We start from the raw sequence: 17,311 nt of genomic DNA, 5'->3' as shown, positions 1-17,311 counted from the left end.
AACTGTTCCTGCCTTATTCGTCGTCGCGCTTGGTGGCGATCAGCGTGCGCACCGGCGAATGCTGCACGCGCGGCCGGTCTGCCTCGACGGCCGCGAGCGGCGCGACCTCGACCAGGCTGGCAAGGCAGCGCCGCGTGAGCTCCTGGTAGGTGAGGGTGCCGTCGAGCTTCCAGGCGATCTCCTGGTCGCTGAGTTCGCGCTTGACCTTGGCAGGCATGCCCGCGGCGAGGCTGCGCGGCGGCACCTTCATGCCGGCCGGCACGAAGGCGCAGGCCGCGACGAAGGAACTCGCGCCGATCTCTGCCTCGTCCATTACCACTGCGTTCATGCCGACCAGGGCATCGCGCCGCACGATGCAGCCGTGCAGCACCGCGCCGTGGCCGACGTGGCCGTTCTCCTCGATGAGCGTGTCCTGCAGCGGAAAGCCATGCATCACACAGGTGTCTTGCACATTGGCGCCGGCGTGGAGCACGATGCGGCCGAAGTCGCCGCGCAGGCTGGCGTTGGGACCGATGTAGCAGTCGGGGCCGACGATCACGTCGCCGATAAGTACGGCGGTGGGATGCACGTAGGCGCTCGGGTCGACCACCGGCACGACGCCTTCGATGGAGTAGCAGGGCATGTCTCGTCCTCTTTTCTTTTGACTAAGGGTTTGCACTAGGCCAAACATCTTGCGCGGCGAAGTCGGGAAATAATAAACTCTACCGAACGGTCGGTCAATAATGTTTTGAGAGACAAGAACAATGTCAGAACCCACGATTTCGGTTGCGCAGACGGGTAGCGTCACCACGCTCACGCTCAACCGCCCCACGGCGATGAACAGCTTCACCAGCGCGATGCATGCGGAGTTGCTGGCCGCGCTGAACGGCGCCGCGGCCGATGCATCGGTGCGCTGCGTGATCATCACGGGCGCCGGACGCGGCTTCTGCGCGGGCCAGGACTTGAGCGATCCGGCTGCCGCGCCGGGGCAGGACCTGGGCAAGCTGATCGAGGCCAACTACGCGCCGCTGGTCGAGCGCGTGCGCTCGATGCCGGTGCCTGTGATCGCGGCCGTCAACGGCGTGGCCGCGGGCGCAGGCGCCAATCTCGCGCTGTGCTGCGACCTGGTGATCGCCGCGCGGTCCGCCTCCTTCATCCAGGCCTTCTCGAAGATCGGACTGGTGGTCGACACAGGTGGCACGTGGCTGCTGCCGCGGCTGGTGGGTTCGGCGCGCGCCCTCGGGCTGGCGATGCTGGGCGACAAGGTGCCTGCGGCCGACGCGGCGCAGATGGGAATGATCTGGCAGTGCGTCGACGACGCCGCGCTGCTCGATACCGCCAACGCCCTGGCCACTCGGCTGGCCGGCATGCCGACGCGCGCGCTGGTGGCCACGCGGCAGGCACTGACCTCGGCGCAGGGTATGGACATGCGCCAGGCCCTGCAGCAGGAGGCCGCGCTCCAATCCGAACTCGGCAGCGCGCACGACTATCTCGAAGGCGTCGATGCGTTCCGCAACAAGCGCGCGCCGACCTTCACCGATCGCTGAGCACTTGCAGCCCGCGCCAATCCACATGACCGAACTCTCATCTCCACAACAAACCGCCGAATACGTCCGCGAAGGCATGCTGCGCAACGACCGCGCGACGCGCGCGCTCGGCATGCGCGTGCTCGAGATCGCGCCCGGCAGCGCAACGCTCTGCATGCAGGTGCGCGAAGACATGCTCAACGGCCACGACACATGCCACGGCGGCTTCATCGCCACGCTGGCTGATTCGGCCTTCGCCTTCGCGTGCAACTCGTACAACGAACTCACCGTCGCTTCAGGGTTCGGCATCGACTTCATTGCGCCGGCGAAGCTCGGGGATGTGCTCAATGCGCGTTGCGAAGAGGTTTCGAAGGCCGGGCGTACCGGTGTCTACGACACGGAAGTCACCAACCAGCGGGGCGAGCGCCTGGCGGTGTTCCGCGGCCGCTCGTACACCGCCAGGGGCAAGCCGGCCGTCACGCTTGCGTGACGCCTGTACGCCCGCCTGAACCCTGCGAGACCCCAGAGGAGACAAGAACATGCCCGTGAAACAACCCGCCCCCGGCGACCTGTCGGCCATCGAGACGGCCAGCCGCGACGAGATCGCCGCGCTGCAACTGGCGCGCATGAAGGAGACACTGCAGCGCGCCTACGACAACGTGCCGCACTACCGCAAGTCCTTCGACGCCAGGGGCGTGAAGCCGGGCGACCTGAAGCAGTTGAGCGACCTGTCGAAGTTCCCGTTCCTGGTGAAGTCCGACCTGCGCGACAACTACCCCTTCGGCCTGTTCGCGGTGCCGCGCGAGCAGCTCTCGCGCCTGCATGCGTCGTCGGGCACGACCGGCAAGCCGACCGTGGTCGGCTACACGAAAAAGGACATCGACACCTGGGCCGATCTCGTCGCGCGATCGATACGCGCCGCAGGCGGACGCCCGGGCGACCTGATCCACATCGCCTATGGCTACGGCCTGTTCACCGGGGGCCTCGGCGCGCACTACGGCGCCGAACGCGCCGGCTGCACCGTGGTGCCGATGGGTGGCGGGCAGACCGAGAAGCAGGTGCAGCTGATCCAGGACTTCCAGCCCTCCATCATCATGGTCACGCCCAGCTACATGCAGGTGGTGATCGAGGAGTTTGCGCGGCAGGGCATCGATGCACGCGAAAGCTCGCTGAAGCTCGGCATCTTCGGCGCCGAGCCCTGGACCGAGGCGATGCGCCACGACATCGAGCAAAAGGCCGGCATCGATGCGGTCGACATCTACGGCCTTTCCGAAGTGATGGGCCCGGGCGTGGCCAGCGAATGCATCGAGAGCAAGGACGGCCCGGTGATCTGGGAAGACCACTTCTATCCCGAGATCATCGACCCCATCACCGGCGAGCTCATGCCCGACGGCGAGGAGGGCGAGCTGGTCTTCACCTCGTTGACCAAGGAAGCCATGCCGGTCGTCCGCTACCGCACGCGCGACCTCACGCGACTGCTGCCGCCGACCTCACGCTCGTTCCGCCGCATGGGCAAGATCGTCGGCCGCAGCGACGACATGATGATCATCCGCGGCGTCAACGTGTTCCCCACGCAGGTCGAGGAGATCGTGCTCGCGCACGAGGCGCTCACCGGCCTCTACCAGATGCTCATCAGCCGCGAAGGGCTGCTCGACCAGGTCGAGGTGCATTGCGAGCTGCAGCCCGGCAGCGTCATTTCAGAAAGCGATCGCGGCGCGGTGGCGAAATGGGTGCAGCATCGCATCAAGACGCTGGTCGGCATCTCGACCGAAGTCCGAGTGTTCGACCCGAACACGATCGAGCGCACGCAGACCGGCAAGGCCCGCCGTGTGGTCGACAAACGTCCCCGCTGAACAAGGAGAACACCTCATGTACACACAAGCCATGGACACGATGGGCAAGGAGCCCGGCGACGGCAGGAAGGCCGTGCGCTCCGCCGACGAGATGCGTCTCGAAGAGAACTTCGACGCGCACATCGACGGCGGCGACTTCATCGAGGCGAAGGACTGGATGCCCGATCACTACCGCAAGACGCTGGTGCGGCAGATCAGCCAGCATGCGCATTCGGAGATCGTCGGCATGCTGCCCGAGGGCAACTGGATCTCGCGCGCACCGACCTTGAAGCGCAAGGCCATCCTGCTGGCCAAGGTGCAGGACGAAGGCGGCCACGGCCTCTACCTCTACGCCGCGGCCGAGACGCTCGGCACCTCGCGCGACCAGATGTTCGACGCGCTGCACAGCGGCAAGGCCAAGTACAGCTCGATCTTCAACTACCCGACGCTGACCTGGGCCGACATCGGCACCATCGGCTGGCTGGTGGACGGTGCGGCCATCATGAACCAGGTGCCGATCTGCAGGTGCTCCTATGCGCCGTATGCGCGCGCCATGATCCGCATCTGCCGCGAGGAGAGCTTTCACCAACGGCAGGGCTATGAAGCGCTGCTCACCATGATGACCAAGGGCACCGATGCGCAGAAGGCGATGGTGCAGGACGCGGTCAATCGCTGGTGGTGGCCGTCGATCATGATGTTCGGCCCGCCGGACGACCAGTCGCCCAACAGCGCGCAGTCGATGCGCTGGGGCATCAAGCGCTTCAGCAACGACGACCTGCGCCAGAAGTTCATCGATGCGGCCGTCGAGCAGGCCCGCATCCTCGGCGTGACCCTGCCCGACCCGGACCTCAAGTGGAACGAGGAGCGCCAGGCGCACGACCACGGCACGATCGACTGGAGCGAGTTCTGGCGCGTGATCGCCGGTGACGGGCCATGCAACCGCGAGCGCCTTGCGACGCGCGTCAAGGCATGGGAAGACGGGGCATGGGTGCGCGAAGCCGCGCTCGCACACGCCAACAAGCAAACCAAATTGAAGGAAGCAGCATGAGCACGGAAAACGAATGGCCATTGTGGGAAGTGTTCGTCCGCTCCAAGGCGGGCCTGGACCACAAGCATTGCGGCAGCCTGCATGCCGCCGACTCGAAGATGGCGATCCAGATGGCGCGCGATGTCTACACGCGCCGCCAGGAAGGCTGCAGCGTGTGGGTGGTGCGCTCCGAGCAGATCGTGGCGAGCGACCCCGGCGAGAAGGACATGTACTTCGATCCGGCCGAGGACAAGGTCTACCGTCATCCGACCTTCTACGAGCTTCCAAAAGCCGTGGACCACATGTGACCGGGTTCTGACATGCAAGCCTCCATCGAACTCCAGCTCACGCCTTCCACGCAGTACCTGCTGCGCATCGGCGATACCTGCCTGATCCTGGCCCAGCGCCTCGGCGAATGGTGCGGCCACGCGCCCATCCTCGAGGAAGACATCGCCATGTCGAACATCGCGCTCGACCTCATCGGCCAGGCGCGGGCCTTGCTGACGCGCGCCGGCGAGATCGAAGGCCGGCAGCACGACGAAGACCAGTTGGCCTTCCTGCGCAAGGAGCGCGACTACTTCAACCTCACGTTGGTCGAGCTGCCGCGCGGCGACTTCGCGGTCAGCGTGCTGCGCAACACCATGGTCTCGACCTGGCTCAAGTTGCTGTGGGAGCGGCTCGCGAATTCCAGCGACGCGGAAGTCCAGGCCATCGCCGGCAAGGCGTTGAAGGAAGCGCGCTACCACCAGCAGCATTCGGGCGACTGGGTGGTGCGCCTGGGCGACGGCACCGACGAGTCGCGCAACCGCATGAAGGCCGCGCTGGAACACCTGTGGCGCTATGCCGCGGAGCTGTTCGACACCGATGCCGTCGACGAGCAGGCGCATGCCGCCGGCATGGGCCCGCTGTGGTCCGAGCTGAAGGCGCCGTGGACGGCGGAGATCCAGGCCATCCTCGAGGAAGCCGGCCTCGCGCTGCCCGCCGATTCCACCTTCCGCAGCGAAGGCAAGCGCGGCCTGCACAGCGAGCACATGGGCTTCATCCTGACCGACATGCAGTACCTGCAACGCGCCTTTCCCGGAGGCGTGTGGTGACGGTGGCGTTGTGCGTGGCATCGGAGCAGGGCGAGCGCGTGCGCGCGGCCTGGGACGTGCTCGCGACGGTGCTGGACCCCGAGGTGCCCGCCGTGTCGGTGCGTGACCTCGGCATCGTGCGCGACGTGATCGAGAATGACGACGGCCTCGAGATCGTGCTGACGCCGACCTACTCCGGCTGCCCGGCGACCGAGGTGATCGAGCACGACGTCCTCGCGGCCATCGATGCCGCAGGCCTCGGCCCGGCCCGCGTGAGCCTGCGCCGCGCGCCCGCCTGGACCACCGACTGGATCAGCGCCGAGGGCCGTCGCAAGCTCACCGAATACGGCATCGCGCCACCCGGCCCGGCGACATCGAACGAAGCCGTGCCCATCCGTTTCTTCGGCCGCCACAGCGAGGCTCAGAAACTCGCCTGCCCGCGTTGCGGCAGCTTCCACACCGAGCGGCTCGCCGCCTTCGGTTCCACCGCATGCAAGGCGATCTACCGTTGCCTGGCCTGCAAGGAACCCTTCGAGCACTTCAAGCCGATCTGATCGAGAACACCCCACCATGAGCGTCATGTTCCATCCACTGCGTGTCCGCGCCATCGAGCCCGACACGCAAGAGGCCGTCATCGTCTCCTTCGACGTGCCGTCCGACCTGCGCGAAGTGTTCGGCTTCACGCAGGGCCAGTACCTCACCCTGCGCACCGACATCGACGGGCAGGACCTGCGCCGCTCGTACTCGATCTGCGCCGGCGTCGACGACGGCGAACTGCGCGTGGGCGTGCGCAAGGTGCGCGGCGGCGTGTTCTCCAACTGGATCAACGAGCACCTGCAGCCCGGTCATACCGTGCAGGTCATGGCGCCGCAAGGCCGCTTCTTCGTGCCGCTCGACCCGGCATCGCAACGCCATCACGTCGGCATTGCCGGCGGCAGCGGCATCACGCCGATCCTGTCGATCATGAAGACGGTGCTGGCGCGCGAACCGAAGAGCCGCTTCACGTTGATCTACGGCAACCGCCTGCTGCAGTCGACGATGTTCAAGGAAGAGATCGAAGACCTCAAGAACCGCTACATGACGCGGCTGTCGCTGCAGATGGTGTTCTCCGACGAGCACACCGACGCACCGCTCAACCATGGCGTGATGGACCGCGTGAAGATCGGCGAATTCCTGAAGAGCGTGGTGCCTGCCGGCGGCATCGACCATGTGTTCGTGTGCGGGCCGTTCCAGATGAACGACGAGGCCGAGGCCGCGCTGCTCGACGCCGGCGTGCCCGAGGAGCGCATCCACATCGAGCGCTTCGGCGTCGCCCTGCCGTCGACCGGCCCGGTCGGCGCGGTGGTGCACGAGGCCAAGCCCGGCGATGCCGAAACGGCGCGCATCGTCATCGTGCGCGACGGCTTGCGCCGCGAGATATCGTTCACGAAGAACCAGCCGAGCATCCTCGATGCCGCATCGGCCGCGGGGCTGGAGGTGCCGTACTCCTGCACCTCCGGCGTGTGCGGCACCTGCCGCGCCAAGCTGATCGAAGGCGAGGTCCGCATGGAGCGCAACTTCGCCCTGGACAAGAAGGAAGTGGCCAGCGGGTTCATCCTGACCTGCCAGGCGCACCCGCTGACCGAGCGGGTCGTCCTCTCCTTCGACGAACGCTAGTGGCGCATCCGGGCGCGCGGGTACATCCCGATGACGGTGAGCCTATGGACACCGTCCACTAACGCCCGGCGTCTTGCCGCAATTTTTTCGCATATTCCTTTCCCACATCCACTCCGGAGAAGACCATGAAATCGTTCAAACCCCTGCTGCTGATCGCCCTGCTCGGCGCAGCGCTGGCCGCACAGGCCGACATCAACGTCGGCGTCACGCTGTCGGCCACTGGCCCGGCGGCGTCGCTCGGCATTCCGGAGAAGAACACCATCGCGCTGATGCCCAAGACCATCGGCGGGCAGAAGGTCAACTACATCGTGCTCGACGATGCGTCCGACACGACCGCGGCGGTGGCCAACACGCGCAAGCTCATCACGGAAAGCAAGGTCGACGTGGTGCTGGGCTCGACCGTGACGCCGGCATCGCTGGCGATGATCGACGTGATCTCCGAAGCCAAGACGCCGATGATCTCGATGGCCGCTTCGGCGCGCATCGTGGAGCCGATGGACGACAAGCGCAAGTGGGTCTTCAAGACGCCGCAGAACGACATCATGATGTCGCTCGCCATTGCCGAGCACATGCAGAAGGCGGGCGTGAAGACGGTGGGCTTCATCGGTTTCTCCGACGCGTACGGCGAGGGCTGGTTCCAGGAGTTCGGCAAGGCCGCGGGCCTCAAGGGCCTGACCATCGTCGCCAACGAGCGCTTCAGCCGCAGCGACACCTCGGTCACCGGCCAGGCACTGAAGATCATGTCGGCCAAGCCCGACGCGGTGCTGGTCGCCGGCTCGGGCACGCCCGCCGCGCTGCCGCAGAAGACGCTGAAGGAACGCGGCTATGCGGGCAAGATGTACCAGACCCACGGCGTGGCGAACGGCGACTTCCTTCGCGTGGGCGGCAAGGATGTGGAAGGCACTTTCCTGCCCTCGGGCCCGGTGCTCGTCGCCGACCAGTTGCCCGCCGCCAACCCGGTGAAGAAGAGCGCGATGGCCTATATCGCGGCCTATGAAGCGGCGAACGGCAAGGGCAGCGTCTCGACGTTCGGCGGCCATGCATGGGATGCGGGCCTGCTGATGGCGACCGCCGTTCCGGTGGCGCTGAAGAAGGCGCAACCCGGCACGCCGGAGTTCCGTGCCGCGTTGCGAGATGCGCTGGAGCAGATCAAGGAAGTGCCGGGCGCGCACGGCATCTTCACGATGTCGCCGACCGACCACCTGGGCCTGGACCAGCGCGCACGCGTGATGGTCAAGATCGAAGGCGGCGCCTGGAAATACCAGCCTTGAGAAGCTAGGGATCTTCTGCTGCGCGCAGCGATCCCGGGCCTTCGATGTCGAGTGCGGCATGGCAAGCGCTCCGCGCACTTGTCGGCCTGCGCCCAACGGCAATGACGCCGTCCTTGAATACGGCGCTGCACTTCGGCCCGAGCTCGGTGCTCGCTGCGAAATCTTCTGACCTTCTCCCTACAGGAACCTATTTATGGACGCACAGATCGCCCTGCTGCTTGCGCAGGACGGCCTCGTCAATGGCGCGGTGTACGGACTGATGGCGCTGGCCCTGGTGCTGGTGTTTTCGGTCACGCGCGTCATCTTCATCCCGCAGGGCGAGTTCGTCGCCTTTGGCGCGTTGTCGATGGCCATGATGCAGGCCGGCCGCGTGCCTCCGACGCTGTGGTTGCTGCTGGTGCTGGCGGCGGCGGCGCTGATCGTCGAAGCATGGCGCTGGAAGCGCGGCGCGACCGTGGAGTGGACATCGGCCTTGCTCTGGTGCGTCGCGTTCCCGGTGCTTGCCTGCGCGCTCGCACTGGCATGGCGGCCCACGGGCGTCGCGGCGCAGGCCTTCACCACGCTGGTGCTGGTCATGCCGCTCGGGCCGTTGCTCTATCGGCTCGCGTTCAGGCCGATGGTCAATGCCACGGTGCTGACCCTCCTGATCGTCTCGGTCGCGCTGCATGGCGTGCTGGTCGGGCTCGGCCTGCTGTTCTTCGGCGCGGAGGGATCGCGCACGCCGGCGTTCTCGGAAGCGCGCTACGAAGTGGGCGGCTTGCAGGTGAGCGGGCAGTCGCTCGTCGTCATCGGCGTGACCTTCGTGCTCGTCGTGCTGATGTTCCAGTTCTTCGGCCGTTCGATGGTCGGCAAGGCGCTGCGCGCCACCGCGATGAACCGCGTCGGCGCGCGGCTGATGGGCATCCCGACCGAGTTGGCAGGCGACGTGAGCTTTGCGTTGGCCGCGCTCATCGGCGCCGTGTCAGGGCTGCTGATCGCACCGCTGACCACGGTCTACTACGACACGGGTTTTCTCATCGGTCTCAAGGGCTTCGTGGCCGCCATCGTCGGCGGGCTGGCGAGCTATCCTGCCGCGCTGCTCGGCGCGCTGCTGGTGGGTCAACTCGAATCGTTCTCTTCCTTCTGGGCCAGCGCCTTCAAGGAGGTGCTGGTGTTCACGCTGATCATCCCGGTGCTGTGGTGGCGCTCCTTGCGCAGCCATCACGTGGAGGAAGAGGAATGAAGCGCATGAATACGGGATCGGGAGCGGGAACGGGTTCGGGTGCAGAACGCAGAAGGAATACAAAAGGTACGCAGAAGTCGCAGAAGAATCCAACGAATTCTTTGATGGTTTTCTTTTGCGACCTCTGCGAAACCTCTGCGACTTCTGCGTTCGGCTTCCACATTTGCATCGAGGCAAACGTATGAGCGCATCGACAAACAACACGCCGATGCCAGCGCCAAGCTCTGGCGGCTTTCTCACGCGGCGCCATCTCACGCTCGCCGCGATCGTGGTGCTCGCAGTGGTCTGGAACTGGCTCCCTGAATTCACCGTCGTGGTGATGAGCTACATCGGCCTTTACGCGATCGTCGCGGTGGGCCTGGCCATGCTGACCGGGGTCGGCGGGATGACCTCCTTCGGGCAGGCTGCGTTCGTCGGCATGGGCGCCTATGCGACGGCGTGGACCTGTACCTCGCCGACGGCCGCCTCGACGATCGGCGCGGTGGTGGGCACCGGCTTGCTGCCCTGGGTCGGACTGGTGCTCGGCCTGGTGCTGACCTTCGCGCTGGCCTGGATGCTGGGCGCAGTCACGGTCAAGCTGCAGGGCCACTACCTGCCGCTGTGCACCATTGCGTGGGGCCTGAGCCTTTACTATCTGTTCGGCAACATGGAGTTCCTCGGCGGGCAGACCGGCATCACCGGCGTGCCGGCGCTGGTCATCGCGGGCTGGTCGCTGGCATCGCCGCGCGCGCTCGGCGTGGTGATCTGGGCTGTGCTGCTGATCGGCTTGTGGCTGCTGCACAACCTGCTCGATTCGCGCGAAGGCCGCGCGGTGCGTGCGCTCAAGAACGGCCGGCTCATGGCCGAGTCGATGGGCGTGGACACGGCCCGCTACCGCATCAAGCTGTTCGTGCTGGCCGCGTTGCTGGCGGCGATTTCCGGCTGGCTCTACGCGCACATGCAGCGCTTCGTGAACCCGACGCCCTTCAATCTCAACATCGGCATCGAATACCTGTTCATGGCGGTGGTCGGCGGTGCGGGACACCTGTGGGGCGCGGTGCTGGGCGCGGCGCTGATCACCTTGTTGAAGGAGAAGCTGCAGGACATCCTGCCGGGGCTGCTGGGGACCAGCGGCAACTTCGAGGTGATCGTGTTCGGCTTGCTGATGCTGCTGGTGCTGCAGCGCTTCGCGGAAGGCTTGTGGCCGGCGCTGGAGCGCCTGGGGCAGCGCTTCCTGCGCGCCGAAGCGGCACGCGCACCACGCGGCATGGCGACGCTGGCGCGGCGCGTGTTGCCGGCGCGCGGCACGGTGCTGCTGCAGTCGTCCAGCGTGACCAAGCGCTTCGGCGGACTGGTCGCCAACAACGACGTGACGATGAACGTCAAGGCCGGCGAGATCCATGCGCTGATCGGACCGAACGGCGCGGGCAAGAGCACCTTCTTCAACATGATCTCCGGCGTGGACGACCCGACCGAAGGCGAGGTTCGCCTGATGGACAAGCCCATGCACGAACTGCCCGCGCGTGACTTCGCCTCGCTGGGTCTGAGCCGCACCTTCCAGCACGTGCGCCTGCTGGGGCAGCGCAGCGTGATCGAGAACGTGGCGCTGGGCGCGCACCTGCGCGCCAAGCGCGGCTGGGTCGCATCGATGTTGCGGCTGGACCGCGGCGAAGAGGCAGCATTGCTGGCAGAAGCGCGGCACCAGATCGAACGTTGCGGACTCGGCGCGCATGCCGACACGCCCGCCGCCTCGCTGGCATTGGGGCAGCAACGCGTGGTCGAGATCGCGCGCGCGCTGGCCAGCCAGCCAGCCGTGCTGTTGCTCGACGAGCCGGCGGCCGGTCTGCGCCATCTGGAGAAACGCGCACTGGCCGAACTGCTCTCGCAACTTCGCGCCGAAGGCCTGGGCATCCTCGTGGTCGAGCACGACATGGAGTTCGTCATGAACCTCGCCGACCGCATCACGGTGCTGGAGTTCGGCACCGTCATTGCGGAGGGGACGCCGGCGGAGGTGCAGTCCAACCCGCGCGTGCTCGATGCCTACCTGGGCGGTGCGGAATGAGTTCGCCGCGCATCGGAAACATGAAATGAACAAGCTACTCGAACTCGATGCCTTCAGCGTCGCCTACGGCAGCGTCGAGGCCTTGCACAGCGTGCAGCTCGACGTCAACGAAGGCGAGATCGTCACCGTCATCGGCCCCAACGGCGCCGGCAAGACCACGTTGCTCTGTGCGGCGATGGGCCTGCTGCCGTCGAGCGGCTCGCTCACGCTGGCCGGCGAGCGCATCGCGCGTCCCACAGTCGAAGCCATGGTCGCGCGCGGCGTCGCGCTGGTGCCTGAGAAGCGCGAGCTGTTCGGCGAGATGTCGGTGGAGGACAACCTGCTGCTCGGCGGCTTCTACCGCTGGCGCAAGGGCCAGCGCGACCAGAAGGCGCGCATGGAGGAGGTCTTCCAGATCTTCCCGCGCATGCGCGAGCGGCGCGAGCAGATGTCGTCCACGCTCTCCGGCGGCGAGCGCCAGATGCTGGCCATCGGCCGCGCGCTGATGGCGCGTCCGCGCCTGCTGATGCTCGACGAACCCTCGCTCGGCCTCGCGCCGCTGATCGTGCGCGAAGTCTTGCAGGTGGTTTCATCGCTGCGCAATCACGGCGTCTCGGTGCTGCTGGTCGAGCAGAACGCACGCGCCGCGCTGCAAGTGGCCGACCGCGGCTACGTGCTGGAGACCGGCGCCGTCGCGCTCTCCGGCGCGGCCAGCGACCTGCTGCACGACCGGCGAATCATCGACACCTATCTCGGCATCGGGAATGCGAAGCGCGACGATGCCGCGCCGGCCCACGCCTGATCCTCTTTCACACACACAACTTGGGACATTGCAAGTGACCACCGTTCTCCAGAGTTACATCGCCGGCCGCTGGGTCGGCAACCAGGCCGCGCAGACATTGAACAGCGCCATCAACGGCCAGCCGGTGGCCAGCACGCATGCCGAGGCGCTCGACTTCGGCGAGGCCGTCGCGCATGCACGCAAGGTCGGCCTGCCCGCCTTGCTCGCGATGGATTTCCAGCAGCGCGCCGAATGCCTCAAGGCGCTGGGCAAGTACCTCGCCCAGCACAAGGAAAAGCTCTACGCCATCTCGGCCCACACCGGCGCCACGCGTGCCGACGGCTGGATCGACATCGAAGGCGGCGCCGGCACCTTGATGGCCTATGCCAGCATGGGCAGCAACGAACTGCCTTCCGGCAACCTGGTGCATGAAGGTCCCGCGATGCCGCTCGGCAGGAAGGGCGGCTTCGCAGGCACGCACATCCTGGTGCCGCGCCATGGCGTGGCGGTGCACATCAATGCCTTCAACTTCCCGGTGTGGGGCCTGCTCGAGAAGTTCGCGCCCAGCTTCCTCGCCGGCATGCCCTGCATCGGCAAGCCCGCCACCGCCACCAGCTACCTGACTGAAGCGCTGGTGCGCCTCGTCAACGAATCGGGCCTGATGCCGGAAGGCGCGCTGCAGCTCATCATCGGCGGCACGGGCGACCTGCTGGACCGGCTGGACGGCTCCGACTTCGTCACCTTCACCGGCTCGGCCGACACCGCGGCCAAGCTGCGCGTGCATCCGAACATCGTGCGCAACTCGATCCCGTTCAACGCCGAGGCCGACTCGCTGAACTGCGCAATCCTCGCGCCCGACGTGACGCCCGACGACGAGGAGTTCGACCTGTTCGTGAAGGAGGTCGCGCGCGAGATGACGACCAAGGCCGGCCAGAAGTGCACCGCCATCCGCCGCGCCATCGTGCCGCGGCAGCATGTCGATGCGGTGGCCGAGAAGCTGCGCGCGAGGCTGGCCAAGACCGTCATCGGCGACCCGTCGCGCGAGGACGTGCGCATGGGCGCGCTGGCATCGCGTGCGCAGTTCGACGACGTGTCGGAACGCGTCGCGATGCTGATGCAGGGCGCGGAACTGGTCTACGGCGAGCGCGACGGTTTCGCGCCCGTGGGCGAGGGTGTGGCCAACGGTGCGTTCTTCTCGCCGACGCTGCTGCTGAGCCGCAAGCCGCTGCAGCACGACGCGGTGCATGACATCGAAGCCTTCGGCCCGGTCAGCACCTTGATGGCCTATGACGGCATCGACGAGGCGATGGCGCTGGCCGCACGCGGACGCGGCAGCCTGGTCGGCACGCTGGTCACGCGCGACCCGAAGATCGCGGCGCGCGTCATTCCTGCGGTGGCCGCCTTGCATGGCCGTTTCCTCGTGCTCGACCGCGAGGCCGCCGTTGAATCGACCGGCCATGGTTCGCCGCTGCCCCAGCTCAAGCACGGCGGCCCGGGCCGGGCTGGTGGCGGCGAGGAACTCGGCGGCATCCGTGCCGTGAAGCACTACCTGCAACGCACGGCCGTGCAAGGCTCGCCGACGATGATCGCGGCCATCACGGGTGAATACATGCGCGGTGCCGCGCGGCAGGAAAGCGAATCGCATCCCTTCCGCAAACACTTCGAGGACCTGCAGATCGGCGACTCGCTGCTGACCCATCGGCGCACGGTGGGCGAGGCCGACATCGTGGCCTTCGGCGGCATCTCCGGCGACTACTTCTACATGCACTTCGACGAGGTGGCGGCCAAGGAATCTCCCTTCGGCAAGCGCATCGCGCACGGCTACTTCGTGCTGTCGGCCGCGGCCGGGCTGTTCGTCTCGCCCGCGCCGGGCCCGGTGTTGGCCAACTACGGGCTGGACACGCTGCGCTTCGTCAAGCCGGTCGGCATCGGCGACACGATCCGCGCGCGCCTCACCGCCAAGCGCAAGATCGACCGCAACAAGAAGGACGCCAACGGCGTCGGTCAAGGCGTGGTCGCGTGGGATGTGGAGGTCACCAACCAGCTTGACGAGGTGGTGGCGAGCTATGACATCCTGACGCTGGTGTCGAAGCGGGCGTAGCGTCCGGTCTCCAGGCACGACCTCCGCTGACGATTGCGAGATTGCGAGATCGCGGGCCCGTATCCGGGGCGGGATCACGCCGACGGCGTACTCTGCTCCGCGAATGTCCCCCGGCCTTCGGCCTCCTCCTTTATTTCGCTGCGCAGAGCACACCATCGACGTGATCATGACGCGCCGTCGTTGCTCGACGCTCTTCGGAACACAACGGACCCTTCCACGTGCCGAGGGCATCGGGTGTTCCCCGCAGCGAAATAAAGGAGGAGCCGAAGGCGGGGGACATTCGCGGAGGGGAATACCCGATGCCCTCGGCACGCATCCCAGTCGCATCTCACGCGGTGGGCCGACGCGATGCCCTCACAGCAACTGTTCACTCACAAAGAACGAAGTGAACGACATCCCCAGCTGCCGCCGCCAGTTGCGGCTCGGCTCCGCGCTGAACACCAGCGGCTGCGTGGTGTCCGACGGCGCGACCCATTGCAGCCGCGGCCGCCCGGTCCCGGGCTGCATCCGCAACTGGTAGCTGCGCGGCAACTGCTCGCGCTGCAGCAGCGTCGCGACCTGCATCGCCAGCTCGGGGCTGTCGATGACCAGGCCCATCTCGGTGTTGGAGTGCGCCGAGCGGCGGTCCATGTTCATCGAGCCGATGGACAGCCAGCGATGGTCGACCACAGCAAGCTTGGCATGCAGGCGGCCCACCGAGCCGTGCGAACCCTGCGAGAGGGATTCGGCGGCTTGCGGCGCATCCACGCCGGGCATCATCTCGTAGAGCGCCACGCCCATGTCGAGCAGCTCGTCGCGGTAGCGTGAGTAGCCGACGTGCACCAGCGGCTCGTCGGTGGTGGCGAGCGAATTGGTCAGCACCGCCACACGCACCTTCCTGGCGGTCGAGGCCTGCAGGATGTCCAGCATGCGCGTGTCCGGAATGAAGTAGGGCGATGTCACCAGCACGTCGAAGCGGGCCGATTGCAGCAGTTCCAGGTTGCCGCTCATGACCGCGCCATCGGCCAGGCTCTGCTCGTGCGTCGCCTTCACCGGCGCATCGGCCATCACGCGAACCGTGGCCAGGTGCAGTTCGACCCGGCCGCTGGCCAGCTCCGCGCCGACCGGACCTTGCCCGAGCAGGTCCTGCCCGGCCAGCGCCTGCGCACCGGCGTCGGAGCCACCCTGTGCCCATGCATCGAACTGCGCGCGGGCGACCTGGGGCAAGCGCTCCGTCGCCACCAGGCTCTGGATCGGATAGGCGTGCTCGCTGTTCCAGTAGGCATCGAACACCGCCGATTGCTCCCGCACCACCTTGCCTGCGGCCAGCACGTCCATGTCGATGAAGTTGGCCGGCTGGCTGCGGCCGAAGTACGCGTCGCCGATGTTGCGCCCGCCGCTGATCGCGAAAGCGTTGTCGACGATGAAGAGCTTGTTGTGCATGCGCCGGTTGACCCGCGCAAATTCGTTGAGCGAGCGCAGCACGCGCGAGGGCACGGCGCCGCCGCGCACCGCCAGCGGGTTGAACATGCGCACCTCGACGTTGGGCCCGGCGGCCAGGCCGGCCAAGAGTTCATCCTCGCCGCCAGCGTGCAGGTCGTCGATCAGCAGGCGGACACGCACGCCGCGATCGGCCGCGCGGGCCAGCGCATGCAGGAACTCGCGGCCGGAGGCGTCGTTGGCGATCTGGTAGTACTGCGCGTCGATGGTGCGCGCGGCGGCGTGGGCCAGCGCCATGCGCGCTTCCAGTGCCTGGCCGCCGTCGGGCAGCAGGCGAAGACCGGAGACGTCCTCGTTCGCGGGCAGCGAGGCACTCGCGACCGCCGTCAGCGGCGTCGCGCCATCCAGGCTCTGCGAAGGCAGGCGCGTCACGTCGCCCGGCAGGCTGGCGCACCCGGTCATCAGCGCGGACAGCACGATGCCGAGGCAAAGGGCGATCAGGCGGACCAGCTGCTTCGGCAACGCGGACATCGAGAGGCTCCAAAAGGGTGCGGTTGTGGGAGGTTCGCGCTACTCTAGACAGTCGGGCGCCCACGCACGAGTGTCCAATGCGCATCGCGGATGTGACATTGATCACAGCCAGACAAGACCAGATAATTTGCTGCACGGCAACAAGGGCCACGCACGAACGTCGCGCGTGGCCCCGGGTTGCGCGCCATGCCAGAAAAAAACGGAGTGCCCGATGAGTCCCGACGACGAGGGAGTGAGCGATCAACTGCCGCCAGCCTTGCTGCAAGCCATCGCGCTGCGCGGCGCCACGCGCGCATTCCCGGCGCAGACCATCCTGATCAACGAAGGCGACGCCACGGATTCGCTCTACATCATGCTGAGCGGGCGCGTGAAGGTCTATGCCAGCTCCGACGAGGGGCGGGACGTGGTGCTCACCGAATACGGACCGGGCGAGTACTTCGGCGAACTCTCGCTCGACGGCGCCAAGCGTTCCGCGTCGATCAAGGCCATGGAGCCCTGCACCTGCCGCGTCGTGCAGGGCTCGGAGATGCGCCAGTTGCTGATCGACTATCCCGACTTCGCGATGCACCTCACGCGCAAGCTGATCCGCATGGTGCGGCGCCTGACCGAGCAGGTGCGCAGCATCGCGACGGAGGACGTCTATGGCCGCATGGTGCGCGTGCTCAATGAACTGTCAGAGCAGATCGGGCACGAGCGCGTGCTGCGGCAGAAGCTCACGCAGCAGGACATCGCCGACCGCGTCGGCGCGTCGCGCGAGATGGTGAATCGCGTGATGAAGGAGCTCACGGCGGGCGGCTACGTGACGCAGCGCAACGGGCGGCTGGTGATCTTGCGCAAGCTGCCGTCGGCCTGGTAGGGCTTGCCGGCGCAGCG

16 protein-coding genes are annotated in these 17,311 nt (G+C 66.8%); 14 read left to right on the top strand and 2 right to left on the bottom strand.

The window, feature by feature from the left end:
- Positions 1-13 precede the first annotated feature (13 nt).
- Entirely contained in the window at positions 14-622 is a 609-nt protein-coding gene (locus tag HB681_RS30380; RefSeq protein ID WP_213958609.1) for a phenylacetic acid degradation protein PaaY, read from the bottom strand.
- 121 nt (positions 623-743) lie between these two features.
- On the opposite strand from HB681_RS30380, the gene HB681_RS30375 reads away from it, so the two are divergent.
- The 13 genes from HB681_RS30375 to paaZ all read left to right on the top strand — a co-directional run bounded on the left by HB681_RS30375 (position 744) and on the right by paaZ (position 14,488).
- The gene (locus HB681_RS30375; RefSeq protein ID WP_213958608.1) at positions 744-1,526 is read left to right on the top strand and encodes an enoyl-CoA hydratase-related protein; all 783 of its coding nucleotides are present in this window, start codon (positions 744-746) and stop codon (positions 1,524-1,526) included.
- Between the two features lie 25 nt (positions 1,527-1,551).
- The gene (paaI, locus tag HB681_RS30370) at positions 1,552-1,995 is read left to right on the top strand and encodes a hydroxyphenylacetyl-CoA thioesterase PaaI (protein WP_213958607.1); all 444 of its coding nucleotides are present in this window, start codon (positions 1,552-1,554) and stop codon (positions 1,993-1,995) included.
- A gap of 49 nt (positions 1,996-2,044) precedes the next feature.
- Entirely contained in the window at positions 2,045-3,358 is a 1,314-nt protein-coding gene (paaK, locus tag HB681_RS30365) for a phenylacetate--CoA ligase PaaK (RefSeq protein ID WP_213958606.1), read from the top strand.
- 16 nt (positions 3,359-3,374) lie between these two features.
- Entirely contained in the window at positions 3,375-4,385 is a 1,011-nt protein-coding gene (gene paaA / locus HB681_RS30360) for a 1,2-phenylacetyl-CoA epoxidase subunit PaaA (protein ID WP_213958605.1), read from the top strand.
- The gene (gene paaB, locus HB681_RS30355) at positions 4,382-4,672 is read left to right on the top strand and encodes a 1,2-phenylacetyl-CoA epoxidase subunit PaaB (RefSeq protein ID WP_213958604.1); all 291 of its coding nucleotides are present in this window, start codon (positions 4,382-4,384) and stop codon (positions 4,670-4,672) included. The genes paaA and paaB overlap by 4 nt, the downstream gene beginning before the upstream one ends.
- A gap of 12 nt (positions 4,673-4,684) precedes the next feature.
- The gene (paaC, locus tag HB681_RS30350; protein ID WP_213958603.1) at positions 4,685-5,458 is read left to right on the top strand and encodes a 1,2-phenylacetyl-CoA epoxidase subunit PaaC; all 774 of its coding nucleotides are present in this window, start codon (positions 4,685-4,687) and stop codon (positions 5,456-5,458) included.
- A complete protein-coding gene (gene paaD, locus HB681_RS30345; RefSeq protein ID WP_345944783.1) occupies positions 5,455-5,991 on the top strand; it encodes a 1,2-phenylacetyl-CoA epoxidase subunit PaaD in 537 nt (178 codons plus the stop codon). The genes paaC and paaD overlap by 4 nt, the downstream gene beginning before the upstream one ends.
- Before the next feature lie 16 nt (positions 5,992-6,007).
- Positions 6,008-7,093: a 1,2-phenylacetyl-CoA epoxidase subunit PaaE gene (gene paaE, locus HB681_RS30340; RefSeq protein WP_213958602.1), complete on the top strand. Its 1,086-nt coding sequence runs from the start codon at positions 6,008-6,010 to the stop codon at positions 7,091-7,093.
- A 125-nt stretch (positions 7,094-7,218) separates the two neighbouring features.
- Complete coding sequence (locus HB681_RS30335) at positions 7,219-8,364, top strand: ABC transporter substrate-binding protein (protein WP_213958601.1); 1,146 nt, start codon at positions 7,219-7,221, stop codon at positions 8,362-8,364.
- Positions 8,365-8,557: 193 nt separating this feature from the next.
- Complete coding sequence (locus HB681_RS30330; protein ID WP_213958600.1) at positions 8,558-9,586, top strand: branched-chain amino acid ABC transporter permease; 1,029 nt, start codon at positions 8,558-8,560, stop codon at positions 9,584-9,586.
- 181 nt (positions 9,587-9,767) lie between these two features.
- The gene (locus HB681_RS30325) at positions 9,768-11,627 is read left to right on the top strand and encodes a branched-chain amino acid ABC transporter ATP-binding protein/permease (protein WP_213958599.1); all 1,860 of its coding nucleotides are present in this window, start codon (positions 9,768-9,770) and stop codon (positions 11,625-11,627) included.
- Between the two features lie 25 nt (positions 11,628-11,652).
- The gene (locus HB681_RS30320; protein ID WP_213958598.1) at positions 11,653-12,408 is read left to right on the top strand and encodes an ABC transporter ATP-binding protein; all 756 of its coding nucleotides are present in this window, start codon (positions 11,653-11,655) and stop codon (positions 12,406-12,408) included.
- A 34-nt stretch (positions 12,409-12,442) separates the two neighbouring features.
- A complete protein-coding gene (gene paaZ, locus HB681_RS30315) occupies positions 12,443-14,488 on the top strand; it encodes a phenylacetic acid degradation bifunctional protein PaaZ (RefSeq protein WP_345944782.1) in 2,046 nt (681 codons plus the stop codon).
- Between the two features lie 354 nt (positions 14,489-14,842).
- Here paaZ and HB681_RS30310 read toward each other — a convergent pair whose 3' ends face one another.
- Positions 14,843-16,438 (bottom strand): phospholipase D family protein, encoded by a 1,596-nt coding sequence (locus HB681_RS30310; RefSeq protein WP_213958596.1) that lies wholly within the window; start codon positions 16,436-16,438, stop codon positions 14,843-14,845.
- Between the two features lie 211 nt (positions 16,439-16,649).
- On the opposite strand from HB681_RS30310, the gene HB681_RS30305 reads away from it, so the two are divergent.
- Entirely contained in the window at positions 16,650-17,294 is a 645-nt protein-coding gene (locus HB681_RS30305; protein WP_213958595.1) for a Crp/Fnr family transcriptional regulator, read from the top strand.
- The last annotated feature ends 17 nt before the right edge of the window (positions 17,295-17,311 follow it).

The organism is Variovorax sp. dw_954 (assembly GCF_018449755.1).
In the GTDB taxonomy this organism is placed as follows: domain Bacteria; phylum Pseudomonadota; class Gammaproteobacteria; order Burkholderiales; family Burkholderiaceae_C; genus Variovorax.
This window is presented reverse-complemented; position numbering and strand designations above follow the sequence as displayed.

What these genes read in the sequence shown, in the direction of transcription:
- HB681_RS30380 (WP_213958609.1), bottom strand. Translation starts at nt 622, where the DNA reads ATGCCCTGCTACTCCATCGAAGGCGTCGTGCCGGTGGTCGACCCGAGC.
- HB681_RS30375 (WP_213958608.1), top strand. Translation starts at nt 744, where the DNA reads ATGTCAGAACCCACGATTTCGGTTGCGCAGACGGGTAGCGTCACCACG.
- paaI (WP_213958607.1), top strand. Translation starts at nt 1,552, where the DNA reads ATGACCGAACTCTCATCTCCACAACAAACCGCCGAATACGTCCGCGAA.
- paaK (WP_213958606.1), top strand. Translation starts at nt 2,045, where the DNA reads ATGCCCGTGAAACAACCCGCCCCCGGCGACCTGTCGGCCATCGAGACG.
- paaA (WP_213958605.1), top strand. Translation starts at nt 3,375, where the DNA reads ATGTACACACAAGCCATGGACACGATGGGCAAGGAGCCCGGCGACGGC.
- paaB (WP_213958604.1), top strand. Translation starts at nt 4,382, where the DNA reads ATGAGCACGGAAAACGAATGGCCATTGTGGGAAGTGTTCGTCCGCTCC.
- paaC (WP_213958603.1), top strand. Translation starts at nt 4,685, where the DNA reads ATGCAAGCCTCCATCGAACTCCAGCTCACGCCTTCCACGCAGTACCTG.
- paaE (WP_213958602.1), top strand. Translation starts at nt 6,008, where the DNA reads ATGAGCGTCATGTTCCATCCACTGCGTGTCCGCGCCATCGAGCCCGAC.
- HB681_RS30335 (WP_213958601.1), top strand. Translation starts at nt 7,219, where the DNA reads ATGAAATCGTTCAAACCCCTGCTGCTGATCGCCCTGCTCGGCGCAGCG.
- HB681_RS30330 (WP_213958600.1), top strand. Translation starts at nt 8,558, where the DNA reads ATGGACGCACAGATCGCCCTGCTGCTTGCGCAGGACGGCCTCGTCAAT.
- HB681_RS30325 (WP_213958599.1), top strand. Translation starts at nt 9,768, where the DNA reads ATGAGCGCATCGACAAACAACACGCCGATGCCAGCGCCAAGCTCTGGC.
- HB681_RS30320 (WP_213958598.1), top strand. Translation starts at nt 11,653, where the DNA reads ATGAACAAGCTACTCGAACTCGATGCCTTCAGCGTCGCCTACGGCAGC.
- HB681_RS30310 (WP_213958596.1), bottom strand. Translation starts at nt 16,438, where the DNA reads ATGTCCGCGTTGCCGAAGCAGCTGGTCCGCCTGATCGCCCTTTGCCTC.
- HB681_RS30305 (WP_213958595.1), top strand. Translation starts at nt 16,650, where the DNA reads ATGAGTCCCGACGACGAGGGAGTGAGCGATCAACTGCCGCCAGCCTTG.